The sequence below is a fragment of the Mycobacterium sp. 134 genome, assembly GCF_048282715.1.
Classification (GTDB): domain Bacteria; phylum Actinomycetota; class Actinomycetes; order Mycobacteriales; family Mycobacteriaceae; genus Mycobacterium; species Mycobacterium septicum.
On the sequence record NZ_JBLVUN010000005.1, the window covers coordinates 39,759 to 60,319 of the forward strand.

Genomic DNA, 20,561 nt, shown 5'->3' on the forward strand with positions numbered 1-20,561 from the left:
TTAGTAAATATAGACACGCGCGTCCACTCCGCCTTCGCAGGTGATCCAGCCTTGGCCGTGATCGCGACATTCCATGACGAATTGTTGGCCTAGGCATTGAGATTTGCTGGGGTTGCACGGGACGGCGCCGTAGGCGTTGACGATGCGCAGGTGTCTGTTGGGCGGGCCCATGCGCCAGTATTCGGTGAGCACGTTGTACGTGAACAGGCAGCTCGTAGCAGTGCTGCCGCGGCCGGCGCGGCTGCCGGGGCCGGTGTGGTTGGGGTGGTCGACGCCGGCGTCGCAGCGGTGATGGCTGGCGTCGGCGCCGGTGACGATAGGCGGGGGGCTGGGGGCCCAGCTTGTAGTGGGATCAGCCGCCACGGTGGCCGTCGGCAGAGGCGACGGGGTATGGAGGGTCAGTGGTGGTTGTGCAGACGGCGTACTCGGGCCGGATCGGTTGGCCGAGGTCACCCCGATCACTAGGCCGATCGCCAACATCAGTGCGGCGACTCCGGCCGCGCCGAGGCCGATCATCGGCCAATTGGGACCCGTCGCGGCCGGGACGGGCGGCTGGGCCGCGGTGTCGGCTGCCGGGGGTGACGGTAATACCGCGCGCGTGTGAACGTCGGTAGCTGCCAGCACGACTGGACCGGCCATGGTTTCCAACTGATCCGCAGATACCGGTGCGGCCGGGGCGACGGAGAGGGCGCGCCCTGCGGCGCGCACCAAGGCGCCAGCGGTGCCATAGCGTTCGTCAGGTTCCTTGGCCATACCCCGGGTAATGACCGGATCGAACGCGGCCAGGGCTGAGCTGGCCCGGGATGGCAGGGGTGGTGCGCTGCTCAGGTGTGCATTGAGCAGGTGTTGCATGCTGACTGTGCCAAACGGGCGGTCGCCGGTGAGGGTTTCATACAGCACGCAGCCCAGGGCGTAGATGTCGGAGGCGGCGGTGGTGGGTTCGCCGTTGAGTCGTTCAGGTGCCATATAGGCCATGGATCCGACGGTCATGCCGGCTTTGGTGATGTGGTCTTCTCCAACGCGTTCAGCGATGCCGAAGTCGAGCAGGTAGGCGAAGTCGGTGTCCCCGGTAACGATGATGTTCTCGGGCTTGACGTCTCGGTGAAACAGTCCAGTTTTGTGGGCGTCATCGAGTGCGGCGGCGACCTGGCCGACGATGTGCACCGCGCGCTGGGGACCCAGCGGCCCGGCAGCGATCAGTTCGCGGAGGGTGGCGCCGCGGACCAGACGCATATCGATGTAGAGCGAGCCGTCGATTTCGCCCCAGTCGTGGATCGGGATGATGTGGGGTTCTTGCAATTCGGCCGCAGCGTGGGCTTCGCGTGTGAAGCGGGTGCGGTACTCGGGGTCCTGGGAGTATTCGTCGGCGAGGATCTTCAGCGCGACGAGGCGCTTCTTTTTGGTGTCGCGAGCCTGGTAGACCGATCCCATCCCGCCTTTGCCCAGCAGGCTGATGATCTCGTAGACGCCGAATTGTGTGCCGACCCGTTTATCCAGCGCACTCATCATTTCCCCCGAAAGTTCTACCGATCGCTCCGCGGGATTGTACGACTTTGCGGGCCAAGCGCGGGGGCATGTGGTTGATGTTCGACCGCCCGCCATATACGGGCTCGCGCCACGGCCACGACATCCGAATGCCGTGTAGAGCCATTGCCTTTCGCAGGCAGGCGCGAGGCGCTCGTTCGATTCGAGGCCAGCGGAAATGAGCCGGCGACGTCACTGCCCCTGGGCAAATCTGCGCTCCCACAGACATGCTTGGAGTTGGCTAAGCGGTTGGTTTTATTCGGAGACTAGAAATTGGTGGCTCGGTAGCTGTTGCAGGGGTTGTATCGTGAAAAGGCGCATTCACCGGATTGCTGTTGGGTGCGCGATCGTTATGCGGGAGGGGGCAGACGGTGGGAGATCATCTGGGAGTCGATCCGGTCGACCTGCACATGTCGTCGGATCACATGGACATGCACCATGCTGACTTGTCGGCTGCTCACGCGGCCGCAGATGCTGATATCGAGGCCGCACAGTCAGGGTGGGTGGGGGCATCCGCTGCGGCATTACGTGCGAAGTTTGCCGAGTGGCAGGCCGCCTCGCAGGAGATGCAGGCCGACGTCGCTGCCCACGGCACAGCTTTTCGTGCGGCAGCCGATGGCTACACAACCGTGGATACCGAAAGCTCAGAAGCCATCCAAAAGAGCTCAGAAGCTATCGAAAAACAGCTCTGATGGGCCTGACCCTTGCTGACATCGAGCGTTGGGACGCCTCGACACTTCGAGAAGTGGCTACTGCGCTCGGCAAACGTGGTGCTAGCGCCAACGACGTCCGTTCCGGCCTGACGAAACTCCCGCTCATCGAAAGTTGGCAGGGCGGTGGTGGAGACGCGGCCCGTGCCTCGTTGGACAAATTGAGTGCGTACCTCGCCTCCCATGGCGAGGAAATGGCCAGAGTGTCGTCGGCGACCAGGTCCAGCGCTGACGAGATCGAAGGCGTCAAGTCGACACTGCACCGCATCTACGAGGACGCCCGCAACGAAGGATTCAGTATTGACCCCGTGACGGGGGAAGTGACTGCCACCGACCAATCGAAAGTCGGCGATCCTCTGTATGCGTTGCAACAGGCAGACCTTGAAGTACGGATAAAGGACCTGCTCGTCGCGGCAGATGAAGCCGACGATGGTTTGGCGAAGGCGATCACGGATGCGGGTGCGCATTCCGCGGGTACCGATCCGCCCAATGTGCGCGACGCCCTCTCAAAGCCCATCCCGGATGACCCAAACCAGTTCCGTGACTTCTGGGAGGGGCTGACGCCTGAAGAACGTGAGGCGCTTTACCAGCGGGACCCCACGATCGCCAACCACAACGGCATGCCTGGCGTCGACCAGGACTACTACAACCGCCAGACGTTGGACCGTGAACTGCCCCGGGCACAGGCTGCCCAGGACCGCGTCGAGGCACTCAAGGCGCAGCACCCCGACTGGGCCGACGGTAAGAACATCCCGCCCCCAAACGAGCCCGGCGCGATCTTCGCTGACCGGCCCAAGTACGAGGCGTGGCAGAAGGAACTCAGCGACGCCCAGAACGGCGCTAGGTACCTGCCGGACTTGCAGGCCATCGACAGGGCCGTCCGCGACAACCCCGAACGCAAGCTCATGCTGCTGGATACCAAATCCGGCGAGCAGGTTCATGCCGCAATCGCTGTGGGAGACCCTGACACCGCCGATCACGTCTCGGTGACGGCTCCGGGTCTGAACACCACCGTGCACGGTTCCATTGAGGGTATGGCCAATGAGGCCATGAATGTTCGCAAGGAAGCGCTTGACCAACTCGATCTGGCCAAGCGTGGCGACGAGACCGTTGCAGCCATTGCATGGATCGGTTATGACATCCCCCAGGTTCCCGGCTGGGATCAGTTTGGTACGTCGGCGGATGGAGTGTGGGACGTCATGCATGACGACATGGCCCGTGCCGGCGCGCACGACCTGGCCGGGTTCTATGACGGCATCAACGCCGCACACCAGGGCCCATTGGACCTCACAGCGATCGGACACTCCTACGGTTCGCTTACCACTGGTCTGGCTCTGCAGGAGCCAGGTAACCACGGTGTCGACAACGTCCTGTTCTACGGTTCGCCCGGTATCGAAGCGTCCACACCGCAAGACCTACAGATGCAACCAGGCCACGTTTACGCGATGGAAGCCCCTGACGATCCCATTCAGGGGGTGTACGACGCCAGGTCTGTGATTCAAGGAATCCCGATTATCGGTTCGTATCTCAACGACGAATTCGGCGACTTCGGCCCGAACCCAGCCACCAATCCCAACTTCACCCAACTTGCGACGGTCCCCACCACGGTGCCCGATGGTCGCACGCTAGAAGGAGTCAGCGGTCCGCACGCGCATAGCCAGTACCCTCAACTGGGCGATAACAATCAGCCTCGCATCAGCGGCTACAACATCGCTGCCGTCGTGGCAGGCACAGCCCCGATCCCGGACAAGTGAGCACAGCGCCTATGACCTTGAACCGCACCGTCCGCCACCAACTCAGCGCGATTACGTGCCTCGCCTCGATTGCGCTATTAGGGACAGGATGCCACGTGAACAATCCATACAAGCCCACCGACGCCAGCCAAGCCAGCCAAGCAGCAGACGCGCTGAAAACTCTGCCGTCGCTTGAAGACACACAAACGCAAGTGGAGTCTGCGATCGTAAATCTCGGCCAGCAGATCACCGCCATCGCTCCGTCTGTGACATGGGAATGGCGACGCACAGACAGTAAAGGCGGCTGCAATCCACCGTACGAGCAGTCCGACGGCCAACTGATACTGCTACGAAACTACGTATCCGACACTCCAATTCCCGAACAGAACTGGAAGCAGGCTCTCGATCTGGCGCAACAAGCTGCCTCTTCGTTGGGTGCAACCGAGCTCACGGTATTCAAGGACCATCCCAACGATCACGACCTACAATTCACCAGCGACACCGGGACAACGCTGCGCTTTGGATCCCAAGCTGCAGCGCTGATCACCGGCAGCACCGGGTGCCGACTGCCAAGCAAATATAAGTAGCGGCCTCAATATCGTCTGCAGCGCGCGTGACGCTTACCAAATTGGCGCTGGCGCCCCATCCCGCTCTGTCACTGGCCTGCCTCGATAGCAGAGACCTTGGTAGCGGCCTCTTCTCCGCAGAGGCGCTGCAGGTCGACAGGTCCTGCGGCGAGCAGGGCATCGATACGTGTATGCAGATCCCCTGAGGTGAGGTGGGAGTAGAGGTTAGTGCCGGGGCAGGCGGTGTCAGCGAAGTCACGATGCCCGCCGAGGGTGCCGCTGGCCAGGTGGAACTGTTGGGCAGCCCAGGCGAACGCCGTTGCAGCACCGTTGAGTTGAGCATCGGAGACGGTCTCCTGGTCGAAGTCACCCTCGCAGAGGACCAGAAAGTGTCCCGCTGGGTCATAGTTGGTTGCGGTATCGCCAGCGAGTTCCGGGCTGCGCAATTCGTAAATGTTGCCGTTGCGGTCGACGCCGACGTGGTAGGCGATGTCGATCCATCCCCGGTCGTTCTGGTGGTACTGCTGATGCTGACGTAATCGGCTGGGGGCATTGCGGTTGTCACCGAGGACAACGGCGGTGTGGTGCAGCGTCATTCGGGTAATGGTGTGCGGGCGTCCACCGGTCCTGGCCGGTGCCGCGCCCCAGGCTTGACGGCAGATCTCCACCATCGGCTGGCCGCCGGCCATCGTGGTGGGTGGGCCAGGTTCCAGCGGCAGCGGACTGACCGCAATCGGTTCTGGCGGCAACACCGGTGCGGTGCTAGTGGGTTGCGCGGTGGGCGTCGAAGTCGATTCGGTACTGCCAGCGCAAGCGCCGAGTGTTGCGGCCAATCCGAGGCTGCCACTCAGCTGGAGCAGCCGCCGCCGACTCAGAGCGTCAAGCCGCGGCCCGGACCCGCGACAGGGCTGCATCTCCATCGTCGTCACGATACGCAGCAACTCAGGACGCCAGGGGCTCGTTGGCAAAACTGACCGGCATCCGGTACGGAGGGACTCACGCCCGATGATGGGCCGTAAAAGACCTGATCAACTCGGTGGAGCTGGGTAATATGCGCCCATGTCGATTGCCGAAGGGCAAGTGTTCGCCGGCTACCGCATCCTGCGATTGCTGGGAACCGGGGGAATGGGCGAGGTCTATCTCGTGCAACACCCACGGCTGCCCCGGCAGGAGGCGCTGAAGATTTTGCCACCGGCAGTCAGCGCGGACCCGCAGTTTCGTGCTCGGTTCGCTCGCGAGGCCGACATCGCCGCGACGTTATGGCACCCGCACATCGTGGCCGTCCACGACCGCGGTGAGGACGACGGCCAACTATGGATCACGATGGACTACGTCGACGGTAAAGACGCCGCCCAGCTTCTGCGGAATCGATACCCACACGGCATGCCACCCATCGAGGTGTTCGAAATCGTTTCGGCGATCGCCGAGGCACTCGACTACGCCCACGAACGGTACCTGCTGCATCGCGACGTCAAACCCGCCAACATTCTGCTCACCGACAAGCGTCAAGAAGATCGACGAATCCTGTTGGCCGACTTCGGCATTGCCCGTGACACCTTCGACAGTGGCGGATTGACCGCCACCAATGTGACGGTGGGCTCGGTCGCCTACGCCGCCCCCGAACAACTCACCGGAAAGCCGCTGGACGGCCACGCAGACCAATACGCCTTGGCTGCGACAGCTTTTCACCTTCTGACCGGCACCCCGCCGTTCTCCAACTCCAACCCCGCGGTGGTGATCGGCAATCATCTGTCCTCACCACCTCCGCGGTTGGCCTCCATTCGTGCCGACCTCGGTGATATCGACGACGTGCTGGGCAAAGCGATGGCTAAAGAACCACACCAACGGTTCGATACCTGCCGGGCTTTCGCCACTGCACTCACCCAGCGAGGGGCCCGGGTCGCCGGCCCTGGCGATGCAACCCAGCTCGGTGTCCCAGCATCGGCCGCTCCCACTATGTATGCGTTCCCGGCGTCTGCGGCTCCCGAACCAGTTGTGCGTCAGGAGCGTTCATCGCGGCGATGGCCGCTGATAGCGGCAGCCGTCGCTGCCGGATTGCTGGCCGTCGGGTTGGTTGCCTACGTTGGGGCCCGATTAGGCCAGCCGTCCCCTCCCACCGCACAACCACAGCCGACAGCGTCACCGTGGCCGGAAATCCCCGACCCCCCAAAAACGCCGGTCAGCGCCTCTTCCAGCCCGCCGTCAATTCCCCCGAACCCATCGCCCAGCGCGCCTGTACAGCGGCCACCGTCCGCACCACCTCGACCACCGACGGTGTCCTCGGGTGATCTGGGATTGCGCCAATCGATGAGCCGTCCAGCCTGCAACGGCCAATACATCGTCATTCTGGGCTCCGTCACCACCCCAGGCCTGTATGAGGCAGGGGTACAACGTCTTTTGGACGCCCACCCGGGCGCTTTCTACCTGCGCACCGACCAAACCTGTCCTTCATTGCGTGCCGAGACGGACGACGGAAACCCGATATACGCGGTGTTCGTGCCAGGCGGAATTACTCAAGGCCAGATGTGCGCCAAGGTGCGAGCCTACGGTGGTGACGCGTATGGAAAGGTGCTGGATTACGTCACCGACCCCGGAGTTCCATTCCGCTGCTGAATCGCAATTGGCTCAGGACGATCGGGCGCCGCGGATTGCTTCCAGCAGCGCTGGGCGTAGCTTGTCCCACACTTGAAGAGGGTCAGCGCCCCGGAGTACTTCGATGGTCACGACGGCGATACCGCGGTCGTGACCCACATACGAGCCCAGCGACCCAGGTGTTGGGGCGAACGCACTGGACTCTTCGACCGTCATCCCGGCGGTCCTCGCAAACCGCTCGGCGATGGCGCGGGCAGGGCCGTCGAAGTTCACGAACTCGCGGCCCAACCAGGAATGGGCTACTAGTACAAGTTCTGGGGCAGTGCGGTCGATCGTCTCGACTAGGGCTCGGGATTCAGGCTGGCTCAGTGGTGTTCCCCCATTGGAAGGGGCAGCCGCATCGAAATTGGCGGCCGGAAAGTTGCGGTTGATGTCGACGCCGTGAGCGTTGCCGCGCGTACCTGCTGCGCGGCCATCCGGGTTGGCGTCCTCGAGAATCGTCAGGGTAGCGAGGCCAGCAAGTCCGTCCGCGGTGAAGGCACTTGGAAGTTGTCCGGTGGTGTAAGCACCCTCAGGTTCGTCGCCGTGAATCCCGCCTACGAACAACACGCGGCGTGGGCCGTTACCGATCGTGCGCGCCCGAATCGACCGCGACTGCACCGACAGTCCGATCGGCTGCCAGCCGGTGTCGTCTACGGTTTGGCCCGTTTCAGTGGTCACTGGGTGGGGCTCAACTTGCATCGACGTGGACGGTGATCCGCTGAGCGTCTTGCCTGAGGTATGCAATGGCACTGCCGGGCTGGGTTCGTCAGCGTGACGGCTGCAGGAGGTTGCCATCACAGTGACCAAGACGCTGGCGATACCTGCTGCCAGCAGGAGGTTCCTCACCGAAGGTTCATCAACATGATGGGGTTACTCCTTCTTGCAGGCTCACATACACCGCGTTGATGTAGGCGCCGTTGTACAGCCGGTACCAGACATAGCTAGACCCTTGGCCCGCGTTGGAACGCAGATCCCCGGTGGTCTGGCACACCACCGTCACCGCAGTACCGTCCTTGAGGTCGTTGGGGTAAAGCCGCTCCGAATCCGTATACGGAGCTATCCGCTGCTTAACCCCGCACGAACCACCTTCGTCGCACGTTCCGACCACGAGCCCGTTGCGGAAACCTGGTGCGGGTAGCGCTGACTGGGTGGCAGTGGGGGCGGGTGTGACGATGATCGTCGTTGTTGAGTTCGTGGGGGACGCGGCTGGCGTTGTGGTTGTCGCGGGCTCGGCTGCAACCGGCTCTGTCGGCACCCGACTGGTGACCGTGACTGGGGCTGGAGCCGTCTGCGCTGTCTCGCCTCGCTGATTGGTCACAGTGCTGACCAAAGCGAACGCCCCACCTACTACCACGATGGCAAGCAATCCCAGAACTGCCACAACCGGGGTGCTCCACCGAGATGACTGCGCCGAAGTGCTTGCTGCTGGAACACTTTCCGGAATCGCGGCGGTTCGCCACTGTTGTCCGTCCCAATACAGCGTGCCTTGTCTTCCGGTGGGGTCGGGATACCAACCGGGCGCCAACAGAGACGGCTGTGTCGTCGCCACCTTGGTGTCCACACGTTTGGCAGGCTTCTTTGGTGTGGGCGCCAGCATTGTCGGTGCCAGACGCGTCTTTTCCGATCCGACGGTGGGTTTTGCCGCTGCCAACGCTCGGGCGAAAGTACTGCAGCTCGAGTACCGCTTGTCCGGGTCCTTGGCCAATCCCGTAGCGAGCACTTCATCGAGTCCTGCGAGGTCGGGGTGCATTCCGGATAACGCGGGAGCTGGATTGTTGAGGTGGCGACTGATCACGACTGTCGGATTGGGATCGCGAAAAGGTGGAGCCCCGGTAAGTAAATGGAAAGCGGTTGCCGCCAACGCGTATTGGTCGGTGCGGCCGTCGAGATCATTGCCCATCAACTGTTCGGGCGCGGTGTAGTCGACCGTGCCGACGGTCATGTTTGTTTCGGTCAATCCACCCGGATCATCGATAGTGCGCGCGATCCCGAAGTCGGTGAGCAAGATTCGCTGCTGCCCGTCATCGTCGTCATCGGCAGTGAGCAGGATGTTGGCCGGTTTCACATCGCGATGCAAAAGCCCACGCTTGTGGGCATGATCGAGCGCCGACGCGACTGCGGTTACGATCGCGCTCACCAAACCAGCCGGCATACCGGCGGGGTAGCGCCGGGCCAGCAGACTGGCAGCGTCCTCGCCGTCGACAAAATCCATCGCGATCCAGAGCTTGCCGTCATGCTCACCGCGATCAAGTACGCCGACAACATGGGGATGCCACAGAGTCGAAGCGAGGTTTGCCTCGCGAAGAAAACGCTCCCGGAATGTCGGATCCGCCGATATGTCAGCATTCAACAGCTTCAATGCATCGTGGCGTGGCAAACGGGGATGTTGGGCGAGGTACACCTCGCCCATTCCTCCGGCTCCTAGCCGTCTGACCACGGTATAACCCGCGAATTCCTGTCCCACGCCCAGCGGCATTGCAGGATCGTATACGCAGACAGTCAGCCACCCTGGCGAATCTCGGGACTTCGGGAGGGGCCGTGATTCTCGGCAGTGAGCCGACGCCTATCGCGCAGACAGATTCCGTGATTCATAATGAATCAGGAGGTGCAAAATGTCGCCCGAACCCCCGACCGAAACCACCGCCCAGAAACGACTCGCAGCCAAAGCTGCACGTCAACGAGTCTGCGAACGCGAGCTGGAACGAGAGATCTATGACGCTGCGGTGGTCCACGGCTTCACCCAGCGGCAGATCAGCGAATTGGTCGGAAGTCAGTCCCAGGCGACCATCCAACGAATTTTGCGTCGCATCGCCGATGACCCAACCATGCTCGACGTGAAACCTGCCGAGATGATCGACCAGCGCACCGCTGGCATCATCACCACTCAGCAGATGATGGAAAGACTCTTAGGCTGGAGTTACAGCGTCGGCCAGGTCGTCCGCATCAACGGGGTCGCCACCGACTCGTACATAGCCGGCGACTGGGATTCCATCGAAACTGCCTTCTACCGAGGCCAACTCACCGATGACGAATTCCAACGGCTGGCTGACCGCCAATTCCATGCCGACGTCCCGTGATCTACGTGCTCAAGCTGCCGACCAACTGGCTACATTCTCTGCGTCTCTGGACCGATGTAATGCGACTCGACGCGTGCGACCAACACTAGTGCCGATCATCGATACCGACGGAAATTCGGAGTCAGACAGGTGGATTCACGCGGAACGGGGCCGGTAAAGCCGGAGGAGGTGGGCAGCAGCTGGCAGCTTGGATGACGTTCCAGCGCCGGAGCAGGTTCGTTTGTCCCTCCCCCTCATCATCGATGTACTCAGGTGTGACGGCTCAAGGAAGGGCGTTTGAGGAGTCCCCAGGCTTGTGCTGCTTCTGCTTGCTTGCGCCACATCTGCAGTGTGCTGAGAGTGCGGTGATGTCCGGGACGCAACCTGTGGCCGAGGTCGGCATTGCGTGGGCTGAAGCTGAGGAGTCGATGATCCTGGCCGCCTGGCACAAAGCCGTTACCCATTTGAGTTGACCGTCGGCCCGGCCTCCTGCGGAAGCCTGCGGCCCGCTGAAAGAATGTCACGCGGCTCCGAAATTGAAGGAGTTCAACTGACCGAAGGAAGCGCGCACCCGGTGACAATCACCCAGCAAGAACTTGAGACACGGCTGTGGGACGCGGCCAACGCGCTGCGCGGGCCGGTCGACCCCGCCGACTTCAAGACCTACGTCTTTCCGATGCTGTTCTGGAAGTGGATCTCCGACACGTGGGCTTACGAGCACAAAGAGGCCCTCGACGAGTACGGCGACGACCTCGACGACGAGATTGAGGCCGACTTCCACAGGTTCGAGATGCCCGCGGGCACGCTGTGGTCCGACGTCACGACCAAGGTCAAGAACCTCGGGGCGGAGATCGCGCGGGCGTTCCAGCAGATCGAGAAGGCAAACCCGCGCTCGCTGGCCCGCGTCTTCGGCGATGCGTCGTGGGGCAACCAGGAGCGCTTACCCGAATCGGCGCTGCTGGGCCTTATCAAGGCCTTCAACCAGATCAAACTCGACCCGTCCACCGTCTCCCATGACCTGCTCGGTGCCGGCTACGAGTACCTGCTGAAGAACTTCGCCGACGAATCCGGCAAGAAGGCCGGCGAGTTCTTCACGCCGCGCGAGGTCGTGCACCTGCTCGTCGGGATCCTGGAGCCTCAGCCAGGCGAGACTGTCTACGACCTCGCCTTTATGCGAAATTTCAATGTCTCACGAGACCCTCGGACACACCACCGGCCAGCTCGTCAGGAAGCAGCCGCTACATGCTTCAGTGCTTCCGGCGGTTGGGCTTAACCTTCCACTCGCTCGGCTTTCGCGACCGGAACGTCTCACCAGCCAGAATCGCAGATGCATCCGGGATTGCAGGCCCGTCAGCAGCAGGCCGGTACGCTCGTTTTTGGGGGGCCTCGATGTTCTTGCCGGATGGCTTTGATCCCAGAGCATTCTTCTCGTGCGCCCGCGACTTCTGAGTCTCGGACTTCGGAGTTTTCGCACCTCTACTCACGGGAACCAGCGTATCTCTGGAGCATTGCCCGTTCGTAGTACCCGAGTGCGATGAAGGCATCAGTCGGACTCTGGGGGCTTCACCAGGATGGTCGTTGCCGGGTCGACGTGCTCTGACCACGCGAGTGTTGGGAGGTCTGCTCCGTCAAGCCCGGCCAGCTCCAGCGCTGCCTGGCCCGACAGATGCGAGGATTTGATCGATTGGCCATTGGCAATGGCGGCGTAGAACTGGGCGGCGTAGTTGATCGCGTCGCCGTCGTCGATGCTGCCAGCCATCCCGATCGCGAACGGAACGACTTCTGCAACAAGGCCATCGATCTGAGCTGCAGACTTGCAGGCGTTTAGCAGCACCAGCATCGGCGGGGCATCGGTCGCTGCGATCGCCTTTGCAAAAGCACGAGCAGTCACGATCACCCCGTCATGTGGGTCGTCGTGCTCGTCCTCGAAGACGACAAGGTCCTCGTTGCTGTGCCCAGAGAAGTGCACCACGTGGGGGCGAAACTTCGTGATCCCGTCGAGTAAATCGTTGGTCGTTGCAGCCGGGCGCACGTCGAGCTCGATGAGATCGCGATGCAGTGCGGATTCCACAGCTGCGCGGATGCGCTTCTGTTCGCGCCCTACCCGCAACTCGCCGGCAGAGGAAGCCCCAAGGATCAACACGCGGAGTTTCTCCGACTTGGGTGACCGCAACTGACGAACCGCATGCGCGACAGCCGATTCGGCGCTGACGATCCTCGAGTCCAGTGCTGCGCGCTCCGCCGTGGCCCGCCGGTCAGCCTGCTGCTGATCCCGCTTCTGCCGCCGCTCGGCAGCATCTGCCTCAGACTGTTCGGCGCGGGCGAGCCTGGCTATCAACGCTGACTCGTCTTTCGCGTAACCCGATGCCTTCGTCTGCCACCGGCGAGCTTCCTTGCCAGCAGCCGCTGCCTCGCCGTCGCGGCGCTCGGCCTCGCGGAGTTTGCTCTTGGCCGTCGACTCGCTCTTGGTCTTCGCCGCAGCCTGCCGAGCCTTATCGGCCTCGGCCCGTTTCTTCGACTCCTTGCTCCGATACTCGCCAGCCTTCTTCTCGGCCTCGACCCGCTGACTTCGCTTCCGTTCGAGCTGCCGGCGATACTGGCTCGCGCTCATCATGCCTCCCAGGACCCTGTTCCACCTGACTCACGGTATCGCTGGGCACGGACACTTTCGTTTGCGCGTGCGGGCCAAATCCGTCGCCGCCAGGACGTACGCTGCGCTGGTGATGATCGAGGAGAACGACGGCTTCGACGACGACGAGGCACTACTCGCGCCAAACGGGAATGATTGGAAGATCGGGCGTCTGGACCGCGTCCCGATGCGCGATGTTTGGTCGCACGAGGCCCTCGACTTCACCCCCTGGTTGCTCAGGAACGCTGATGTGCTCGCCGAGGCGTTGGGGATGACTCTGAGCATCACCGCCGCCGAGCACCCCGTTGGCCGATACCGGCTCGACCTACTCGGATCCGACGGCGACGGACATGTCGTGATCATCGAGAACCAGTTTGGGGAGTCGGATCACTACCACCTCGGCCAATTGCTCACCTATGCGAGCGGCACCGACGCCGCCAATGTCGTGTGGCTGACCGAGAAATTCAACGACGAGCATCGCGCCGCCCTGGAATGGCTCAACGAACGAACGAGCACCGCGACGCGGTTCTTCGGTGTCGAGGTGTCCGCTGTGCGGATCGGTGACTCGTTACCTGCGCCGCACTTCCGTGTCGTCGTCATGCCGAATGATTGGGAGAAGGCGGCGCGTACGACTGTCCAGGCGCAATCCACGAAGCAAGTGCTGTACAAAGAGTTCTGGGGCCAGTTCCGCGCAGCGCTGAGCGATGCCGGGCTTGACACGTGGACGAGCGCAAAGTCAAACGCCGGCAATTGGTTTGGACTTCCCGCTGGCTCGGATGGCACGGTCTACGGTGTCGGGTTCGGATTTTCAGCCCGAATACGATCCGAGCTGGCGTTCGACAGCGACAAGCCCGACATCAACGACCGCCGATTCAACCTGCTCCATGGATTGCGAGACACCATCAATGGGGTTTACGGATCGGAGCTTGCGTTCGAATCCCAGCAGGGCCGAAACATCAAGAAGATCGTCGATTACGCCGACGGCTCGATCGAGAACCGTGACGACTGGCCGCGCTACATCGCATGGTTCATCGACGCCCAGCGCAGACTGCGCAAGGCTGTCGAAACTGCAGGAGGCATCCCAGCATGAGCCGCCTTGTTTCGTTGCTACACAAGCTCATACAAGGTTCCTCTGTTGATGACAAATGCCTACCACCCGGCACCGACATCGCCGGTACGCCTTACGCGGCATGCTCGTGTGATGCTGATGACCCGGCGCCGTGCTCGGAAGCGCTCGCTGCTCGGCGTGGCGGACGCTCGCTCACCGCCGCGATCGCCTGGCGATTGAACTCGGGGATGCCCTCGCGGCCGCGGGTCTGCCGTCGAAGCAGCTGCGGATAGACAACGGGTGGCGCTGTTCTGGCCAGAACATCGAATGGTGGAGAACGGCCGGCTTGCAGCGACATCGGCGGACGGCGTTCCTTTCCTAATCATTGCACTCAGAACCGGCGGTCTCGATCCAGGGCCATCTGCCACCAACTCTCGTAGCGTTGGCCACCGGACAACGCGATCACGACTGTGCCTGGTGGCCGCGGAACACCCTTGAGTGCGATGCCTTCGACGAATGCGATGTGCGGCAATGTCGTGGCGCCACTGCCGGCGCCATCCTCGGACATCGCATACGGGTGTCGAAGTTCGCGGGGGAAGTGACAATGTTCGACAAGGGCAGGCACGACGAGCTGGCGGAAGATGTTGTCGAGGTCCTTGCCCGAGGAGCTAGGAACGAAGAACGCCGTTACTCCGACTGGCATGTCCGGCGGATATAGGTAGGGATATCGCGCCATCCGGTCAGCCACCAAAGTGTGCACCGACTCTTTGAACGCCTCGGTCTCCCCTGGCCGCGATGGCAGCTGGCCTAGGTTGAACCCATACGGCATGAACGCCAACCTGTCCAACGCTTCGGCGGTCAGTTCCAGGAACTGGTGCGGGCATCGCGGCGGCACGGCGGCGTAGCTGTGGACGAGGGAACGCGCCAGGTAATCGGTCGTCTTCAGAACGCTATCTTGGAGATCGAAGCGCTTGCTGCGTTTCGCCATGGCGTAGAGCTTCTGGCCCAATTCTGAGGTGTCGTTGCGCCAGTCGGCGATCGCTTCATCGGCGGACTCCATCCGGAAGTCGAGGTCGAGCTGCTGATCCCGATGCACCTCGTCAAAGTCATCGTCGTCTGGCATGCGGCGCATCTCGTCGCGGATTACCGCCGAGCGCTGCGCCGCGAAATAGATCTGTGGTTCGACGTCGGGGAACTCGTCGACCCGGACATAGAGCATGCTGACTTGCCGATCATCCTGGTAGACAATCGGTTTACCTTTCGCGTGGGATCCGAGTTGATCAAGTAACCGTTTGGCGAAATTTTGCGGCTGCGGCGCGTTCCTGCTGGCGACCGCCCACACATCGAGAGCAACGTCGGCCCTCGGTCGCGGCCAACCACCACCGCGATAGGCACGCTCCCATTCATCTGCGGCGGCCACGATCAACGCTCGCTCCTGGGCAACCCCACCTGACCCCTTGGCTTTCGGTTTGATTGCAACACCGCCTCGGGCGGTTGTTAGCTCGCGCCACATAGCGCGGCACTCAGCGCCTTCTGTGGAGTCCCAGAAGTGCTCTCGGCTCATCGATTCACAACCTCCCATCGTCATCTAAGAGGTGCCGCCAATATGTGATGTTGCAGGAAGCCGAATCGCGGACGACGAGTCTACGTGGGTAGAGAGGACCCGGATTCCTGGACAACGCTCTGGATTACAGCTTCTCGTCCGTCTTACGCTCACGCCGTTACGAGCTGCATCAGCTCGGTGTAGTCCGTGACGACCTCGTACTTGACGTTCTCGCCGTTCTTCTCGTTGAGCGATGCGAAGAACTTCCGGGCGCATTCGATCTTCGCGTCCTCGACTCCTTTGAGCTGAAGAGACGAGAGGGAGCCTTTGGTCTCGGCGACGAAGTAGATGTGTTTGACGGTTCCCTCGGTGAACGCGATGGCCCAGTCTGGGTTGTAGTCACCTACGGGGGTCGGGATGAAGAACCCGCGTGGAAGCTTCGCGTAGACGGCAACCTCCTGACTGGTGTCGAGCTCGGTGACAAAGTCGCGCTCCACTTTCGAGTCCGTGACGACGTAGTCGTAGATGTGCTTCGTCAGCTTGTTGCCGGCGTGGGTGAGGTCCTGCTTGGTCTGGTTCTCTGTGAAAATCGCTGTGTCGAACCGGTCTTCGAGCGCGTCGTAGGTCAGGTGCTCGACGATCGCTGTTGCCTTCTGCTCGTTGATGAGTCGGACGGCCTCGGTGATGAACTGCTCCGGATTGAGCCGGAACTTGGCGAACGTCTCCGGTGTGACTCCGCTGAGGATTGCCGCCGCGGTACGACGGGTGAGCTGAGTTTTTTCGGTGATTTCACCGAGTAGGTCGTATTTGACCTGGGACGCGGCCGACACCGTCGCGGTGTGGGTTGTGGTGCTGGATACGTCGAACCCGGCACCGCTGGTGAGGTCGTCGGCTTCGAGGGCGTCGCGCTGCGTGCCAGCTTGGACAACGTATTGCATCGCGGCGACCTTGAGATGCTTGTCGAGTGCATGAATGCACTTGGTGACGAGCTCGGATGAGTCGAACTCGACCTGATAGACGGCCTTGTGGTTGATCCGGCGCCATAGGGCCTGGAACTCTTTCTTGGCGAAGTTGGCCTCATTGAGCGGGATCTTCTTGGGCTTGCGGTCGTCCGTCGGGGCCGGGACGTCGATATTGAGCGAGTCGACCAAGGGCAAGAGAAACTTGAGCATCGGTTTCAGGATCTCTGATGCCGGCTCTGCCAGCGTGCCAGCCTCTGTCGCTGCCTTGTACTCGTCGGAGAGCGTGTCATCGTCGTTCAGGTAGTCATTCTTGATCAAGTACTTATAGAGAGCCTGCGCAAGGGCTTCCTCGACTAGCGACTCGCCGTCTTCAGTCTGAATGGTCTTGCCGGTGAAGAACTTCACGCTTGCCTTGCGTGGCCGCGCAGCCAGCGAGTCGGAGATTTCCTTTTGCAACCCGGCGACGAAGTCGGTGTAGGACTCATCGGTCACGACCGTCAGCTCGTTGATGTCGTGAACCGTAACGGGGTTGTCCATGCGTTCGCCATGTTGGTCGACGGCCAAGCGCAGGCCGCGGCCGATCTCTTGCCGCCGAGATACGGTGTTATCGCTTTTCTTGAGCATGCCCATCACGAAGACGTTGGGGTTGTCCCAGCCTTCCCGAAGGGCGGAGTGGGAAAAGATGAAGCGAACGGGCTCGGCCAGCGATAGCAGCCGCTCCTTGTCCTTGAGGATCAGGTCGTAGGCGTCGACGTCCTTGGATTGGCCCTTCTCGTCACCTGTCGTGTGCACTGGCCCGTCGACCGCATGCCTGGTCTTCTTGTCGATCGAGAAGTAGCCCTCGTGCACGGCATGCACGTCGTCGCGGCGAAGATACGCCCGGTATGCCGCGGCTGCGATGTCGAGTTCGAGCTCGCCGAGAATCTCATCGACGATCGCGGCGTACTCCTCCTCGAAGATCCGGGCATAGTCGCCGAGCGTGTCCTCGCGGTCGTAATCGCGGTACTTCGCAACCTCATCAATGAAGAACAGCGACAACACCTTAACGCCTTGGGCGAACAGCTCCCGTTCCTTATCGAGGTGAGCCCTAATCACCTCCCGGATCTGAATGCGGCGCTTGGCTTCTTCGGTGACGTCACGGTCGGAGAGCTGTCCAGCGATGACCACATCACCGTTGCTGAGTTCGATGAAGTCGCGGTTGGCGTCGATGTCGGTAATGAAGAGGTCCTTGTACGCCTCGATGCCATTGGAGATGTCGTGGAGGTGGGCGCCCACGTCGAGGCGCTTGACCTGGCGACTGATCGGCCCACCTTTGGTCTGTACCTCGATCTCCACGCGAGCCCGCGGTTTTGCGCCCTTAGCGATCTCGATTGCATCGAGGTACAGGTAAGCCGTCGTGCCGGCCAGTCCCTTCACGGTGATGCCTCGCACCGCGATCTTCTTGACCAACTTCTGGTTGTACGCATCGAGCGCGTCGAGGCGGTGAACTTTGGTGTGCTCGATCTTGTGAGTGGCCGAGTAGCGCAGCACCATAAGCGCATTGAACCGCGACAGTGCTTCCAATGACTTTGGCGCACTGATCTTTTGCGGTTCGTCAATGATCACGATGGGACGGTTTGCACTGATGACATCGATGGGACGCCGCGACTGGAAGTCGTCGAGTTCGTCGTAGATGCGGCGGTTATCCTTGCTCGTCGAATTGAACGCCTGGATGTTGATGATCATCACCTGCACCCCGGCATCCGAGCTGAACCGCTCCAACTCATGCAGCTGGGATGAGTTGTAGATGAAAGACCGAGGCTTAGTGCCGTACATCTGCTGGAAGTGCTCGGCCGTCAAATCGATTGACTTCTTCACACCCTCGCGAATCGCGACCGACGGGACGACGATGATGAATTTCGACCAGCCGTACCGCTTGTGCAGTTCCATCATCGTCTTGATGTACACGTAGGTCTTACCGGTACCGGTTTCCATCTCGACGTCGAGATTCGGAGCACCCGGAGCGGCCTTGCTGTCCACCAGCTTGTCCGACAGCGGCAGGTTTCGCGACCGTTGAACTCGCTGAACATTCTCTAGCCACTGCGCTGGTGTCAACGCGATCTCGGCATTGCGCAGGCCCGAGTCGGAGGTCGCGCTCGGGTCAAAGAGCATCGGGGCCGTGGCCGGCTTCGCACTGCCCGGGTCGATCCGATAAGAGACACCATCATGCTTTGGCTGCCCAGCGAAGGCTTCGACAATCGCGTCCACGGCATCGGTCTGATACTGCTGAATCTTGAACTGAAGCTTCATCAGTGTCAGATGGCCTTCACATCCGTCGCCGGGGAGATCTCACGGAAGATCTGTTCCGCATTGATCCGAGCGTCGTCAGAGGCGAAGCCAGAATCGCGGAACACAGCCCGCAGCGGCCCACGCTGCGCGATGGCCCGCACCAACTCATGGCTCAGAACCGAATCGAAACACGCGATGAGAGCGTCGTCCTCGACGAAGTAGACCTCATGGCCCTCGAGCTTCTCCACACCGATGGGCATCGTCAGTTCGAGACCCCAGTCGAGCAACACCTGGAAAAGCAGATCCTCGGCGGAGCGACCAGGCTTCAGGCTGTCTTCCATCGACGGCAGCGCCTGCTGGTCAGTCTGGTCCGGTGTTCGCCAGACAGCCGCCATGTTCGTCGTGTCAACTCTGAGAGCCCGGAAGCCGACGTCTAATTCATTTGCACCCAGACCGGCGTCGTCGACCACTCTCCTACCAGCTCGCCGGATGCGCTCTCTGCAGAGAGCAGCAATCGTCTGGTAGCCCTGTTTCGCCGCTTCCGACTTCGGGTCCGGAGTCTCGTCAAGCTGTATCACGATGAATCGACGCGAGCCCCCATCTTCCGAATTCTTCGCAAGCACCGCGTGCGCCATGGTTCCGGATCCGGCAAAGAAGTCGAGGACGAGCGAGTCGGGAGCCGTTGCATGCTCAAGCACCCGCTTCATCAGCTGAACGGGCTTCGGATTGTCAAACAGCTTGCTGCCGAAAAGAGACGCTAGATCTCTCGTACCGTCGTCCGTATTGCCGGCGTAGCTGTGCTCCCAGAAGTTGATCGGAGTCAAGCCGCGGGCTTCAGAGAGAAACATCTTGATGGCAGGAACGGGAGCAGACCCATCCGTCCCCCAATATAGAAGGCCCTCACTGTGCAGCCTCTCGAATTCCTGTTTTGAGCGTCGCCACGCATTGGCCGTCGGCGTCGCCACCTGGCCGGTATTAGGGTTCGTAATCGGGTAACAAAGATTGGGACGCTGCTCCGGCGTTGCGGGGTTGAGAAAGGATGCTCCCTTCCAGGGTCCGCGGGGATCGTTGTCAGGATTTGTGTAGCGACCGTCGGCCTCGTCTGTACGTGGCAGAAGATTCACTGCGAATGCGTCGGAGCGACCATAGACGAGGATGTGTTCCACCACCGTAGTGAAATCCTGCGTGTTATTGCTGCGCGTGTAGCGCTTCTGCCACGAAATGTCAGCCCGGAAGTTCTGCTCACCGAATAGCTCGTCGCAGATTCGACGTAGATTCGCTGATTCATAGTCGCCCGTCGAAACGAAGAGGGCTCCATCCTCAGCGAGCAAGTTGCGGGCCAGCTTCAGGCGTGGATACATCATGCTGAGCCAGTCGGAGTGGAAGCGGCCGTTGGCTTCGGTGTTCGCCACGAGCTTGGCGCCCTCCCCGTTTGCCTGGCCGGATCGCGCGAGGTAGTCAGTGGCTGACTCGGCGAAATCATCGTCGTAGACGAAGTCGTTACCGGTGTTGTAGGGCGGGTCAATGTATATGAGTTTGACTTTGCCGAGGTACGACTCCTGCAGCAGCTTCAGGGCTTCGAGGTTGTCACCTTCGATGAATAGATTTTCGGTGGTGTCGAATTCGACAGATTCCTCGCGGATCGGACGAAGGGTCTTGGCGATTGGCGCGTTGGCGGCGAAGGCTGCTTCCCGCTTACCGGGCCAGTCGAGCCGGTAGCGCTCTTGCGGGCCCTCCACAACATGATCTGACAGTTCCTGGCGCAGCAGGTCGAAGTCGACGGCCTTCTTGGGATTCCCATCGGCGTCGAGCGTCTCGGTGATGACGTTGGGGAACAGCTCCGCGAGCCTGTCAATATTGGCCTCGGTCATGTCGGGCGATGTCATGC

Annotated in this window: 15 protein-coding genes; 7 read left to right on the forward strand and 8 right to left on the reverse strand. The window is 61.5% G+C overall.

Features of this window, described 5'->3' with window-relative positions; translation table 11 throughout:
• The gene (locus ACNQVK_RS02740) at positions 1–1,602 is read right to left on the reverse strand and encodes a protein kinase domain-containing protein (RefSeq protein ID WP_418028480.1); all 1,602 of its coding nucleotides are present in this window, start codon (positions 1,600–1,602) and stop codon (positions 1–3) included.
• A gap of 293 nt (positions 1,603–1,895) precedes the next feature.
• Here ACNQVK_RS02740 and ACNQVK_RS02745 point away from each other — a divergent pair, with 293 nt between their 5' ends.
• The 3 genes from ACNQVK_RS02745 to ACNQVK_RS02755 all read left to right on the forward strand — a co-directional run bounded on the left by ACNQVK_RS02745 (position 1,896) and on the right by ACNQVK_RS02755 (position 4,554).
• Positions 1,896–2,216 (forward strand): WXG100 family type VII secretion target, encoded by a 321-nt coding sequence (locus tag ACNQVK_RS02745; protein WP_418028481.1) that lies wholly within the window; start codon positions 1,896–1,898, stop codon positions 2,214–2,216.
• A complete protein-coding gene (locus tag ACNQVK_RS02750; protein ID WP_418028482.1) occupies positions 2,216–3,988 on the forward strand; it encodes an alpha/beta hydrolase in 1,773 nt (590 codons plus the stop codon). The genes ACNQVK_RS02745 and ACNQVK_RS02750 overlap by 1 nt, the downstream gene beginning before the upstream one ends.
• A 95-nt stretch (positions 3,989–4,083) precedes the next feature.
• Positions 4,084–4,554, forward strand: coding sequence for an LppA family lipoprotein (locus ACNQVK_RS02755; protein WP_418028483.1), 471 nt, complete (start codon positions 4,084–4,086; stop codon positions 4,552–4,554).
• A gap of 68 nt (positions 4,555–4,622) precedes the next feature.
• On the opposite strand, the gene ACNQVK_RS02760 is transcribed toward ACNQVK_RS02755, so the two are convergent.
• Positions 4,623–5,285, reverse strand: a complete 663-nt coding sequence (locus ACNQVK_RS02760; RefSeq protein WP_418028484.1) for a peptidoglycan recognition family protein — start codon at positions 5,283–5,285, stop codon at positions 4,623–4,625.
• 307 nt (positions 5,286–5,592) lie between these two features.
• Here ACNQVK_RS02760 and ACNQVK_RS02765 point away from each other — a divergent pair, with 307 nt between their 5' ends.
• On the forward strand, positions 5,593–7,146 hold the full coding sequence (locus tag ACNQVK_RS02765; RefSeq protein ID WP_418028485.1) for a serine/threonine-protein kinase: 1,554 nt from the start codon (positions 5,593–5,595) through the stop codon (positions 7,144–7,146).
• 12 nt (positions 7,147–7,158) lie between these two features.
• Here ACNQVK_RS02765 and ACNQVK_RS02770 read toward each other — a convergent pair whose 3' ends face one another.
• Complete coding sequence (locus ACNQVK_RS02770) at positions 7,159–7,845, reverse strand: M14 family zinc carboxypeptidase (RefSeq protein WP_418028486.1); 687 nt, start codon at positions 7,843–7,845, stop codon at positions 7,159–7,161.
• 178 nt (positions 7,846–8,023) lie between these two features.
• Positions 8,024–9,643, reverse strand: a complete 1,620-nt coding sequence (locus ACNQVK_RS02775; protein ID WP_418028487.1) for a protein kinase domain-containing protein — start codon at positions 9,641–9,643, stop codon at positions 8,024–8,026.
• A gap of 247 nt (positions 9,644–9,890) precedes the next feature.
• Here ACNQVK_RS02775 and ACNQVK_RS02780 point away from each other — a divergent pair, with 247 nt between their 5' ends.
• Both ACNQVK_RS02780 and ACNQVK_RS02785 read left to right on the forward strand, forming a co-directional pair.
• Positions 9,891–10,244 (forward strand): winged helix-turn-helix domain-containing protein, encoded by a 354-nt coding sequence (locus ACNQVK_RS02780; protein ID WP_418028488.1) that lies wholly within the window; start codon positions 9,891–9,893, stop codon positions 10,242–10,244.
• Positions 10,245–10,797: 553 nt separating this feature from the next.
• The gene (locus ACNQVK_RS02785; RefSeq protein ID WP_418028489.1) at positions 10,798–11,496 is read left to right on the forward strand and encodes a type I restriction-modification system subunit M N-terminal domain-containing protein; all 699 of its coding nucleotides are present in this window, start codon (positions 10,798–10,800) and stop codon (positions 11,494–11,496) included.
• Positions 11,497–11,766: 270 nt separating this feature from the next.
• Here ACNQVK_RS02785 and ACNQVK_RS02790 read toward each other — a convergent pair whose 3' ends face one another.
• Positions 11,767–12,834, reverse strand: coding sequence for a hypothetical protein (locus ACNQVK_RS02790; RefSeq protein WP_079615624.1), 1,068 nt, complete (start codon positions 12,832–12,834; stop codon positions 11,767–11,769).
• Between the two features lie 268 nt (positions 12,835–13,102).
• Between ACNQVK_RS02790 and ACNQVK_RS02795 the strand changes: the two genes are divergently transcribed.
• Entirely contained in the window at positions 13,103–13,942 is an 840-nt protein-coding gene (locus tag ACNQVK_RS02795; RefSeq protein ID WP_418028490.1) for a DUF4268 domain-containing protein, read from the forward strand.
• A gap of 349 nt (positions 13,943–14,291) precedes the next feature.
• Here ACNQVK_RS02795 and ACNQVK_RS02800 read toward each other — a convergent pair whose 3' ends face one another.
• The 3 genes from ACNQVK_RS02800 to ACNQVK_RS02810 all read right to left on the reverse strand — a co-directional run bounded on the left by ACNQVK_RS02800 (position 14,292) and on the right by ACNQVK_RS02810 (position 20,559).
• Positions 14,292–15,326 (reverse strand): hypothetical protein, encoded by a 1,035-nt coding sequence (locus ACNQVK_RS02800; protein ID WP_418028491.1) that lies wholly within the window; start codon positions 15,324–15,326, stop codon positions 14,292–14,294.
• Between the two features lie 287 nt (positions 15,327–15,613).
• Positions 15,614–18,694: a type III restriction-modification system endonuclease gene (locus tag ACNQVK_RS02805; protein WP_079615608.1), complete on the reverse strand. Its 3,081-nt coding sequence runs from the start codon at positions 18,692–18,694 to the stop codon at positions 15,614–15,616.
• A gap of 5 nt (positions 18,695–18,699) precedes the next feature.
• Positions 18,700–20,559, reverse strand: coding sequence for a site-specific DNA-methyltransferase (locus tag ACNQVK_RS02810; RefSeq protein WP_202910314.1), 1,860 nt, complete (start codon positions 20,557–20,559; stop codon positions 18,700–18,702).
• Between the last annotated feature and the right edge of the window lie 2 nt (positions 20,560–20,561).

Excerpts from the sequence above, each read along its gene's own strand:
- ACNQVK_RS02740 (WP_418028480.1), bottom strand. The coding sequence starts at position 1,602 with ATGGCGGGCGGTCGAACATCAACCACATGCCCCCGCGCTTGGCCCGCA.
- ACNQVK_RS02750 (WP_418028482.1), top strand. The coding sequence starts at position 2,216 with ATGGGCCTGACCCTTGCTGACATCGAGCGTTGGGACGCCTCGACACTT.
- ACNQVK_RS02765 (WP_418028485.1), top strand. The coding sequence starts at position 5,593 with ATGTCGATTGCCGAAGGGCAAGTGTTCGCCGGCTACCGCATCCTGCGA.
- ACNQVK_RS02775 (WP_418028487.1), bottom strand. The coding sequence starts at position 9,643 with ATGCCGCTGGGCGTGGGACAGGAATTCGCGGGTTATACCGTGGTCAGA.
- ACNQVK_RS02790 (WP_079615624.1), bottom strand. The coding sequence starts at position 12,834 with ATGAGCGCGAGCCAGTATCGCCGGCAGCTCGAACGGAAGCGAAGTCAG.
- ACNQVK_RS02805 (WP_079615608.1), bottom strand. The coding sequence starts at position 18,694 with ATGAAGCTTCAGTTCAAGATTCAGCAGTATCAGACCGATGCCGTGGAC.
- ACNQVK_RS02810 (WP_202910314.1), bottom strand. The coding sequence starts at position 20,559 with ATGACATCGCCCGACATGACCGAGGCCAATATTGACAGGCTCGCGGAG.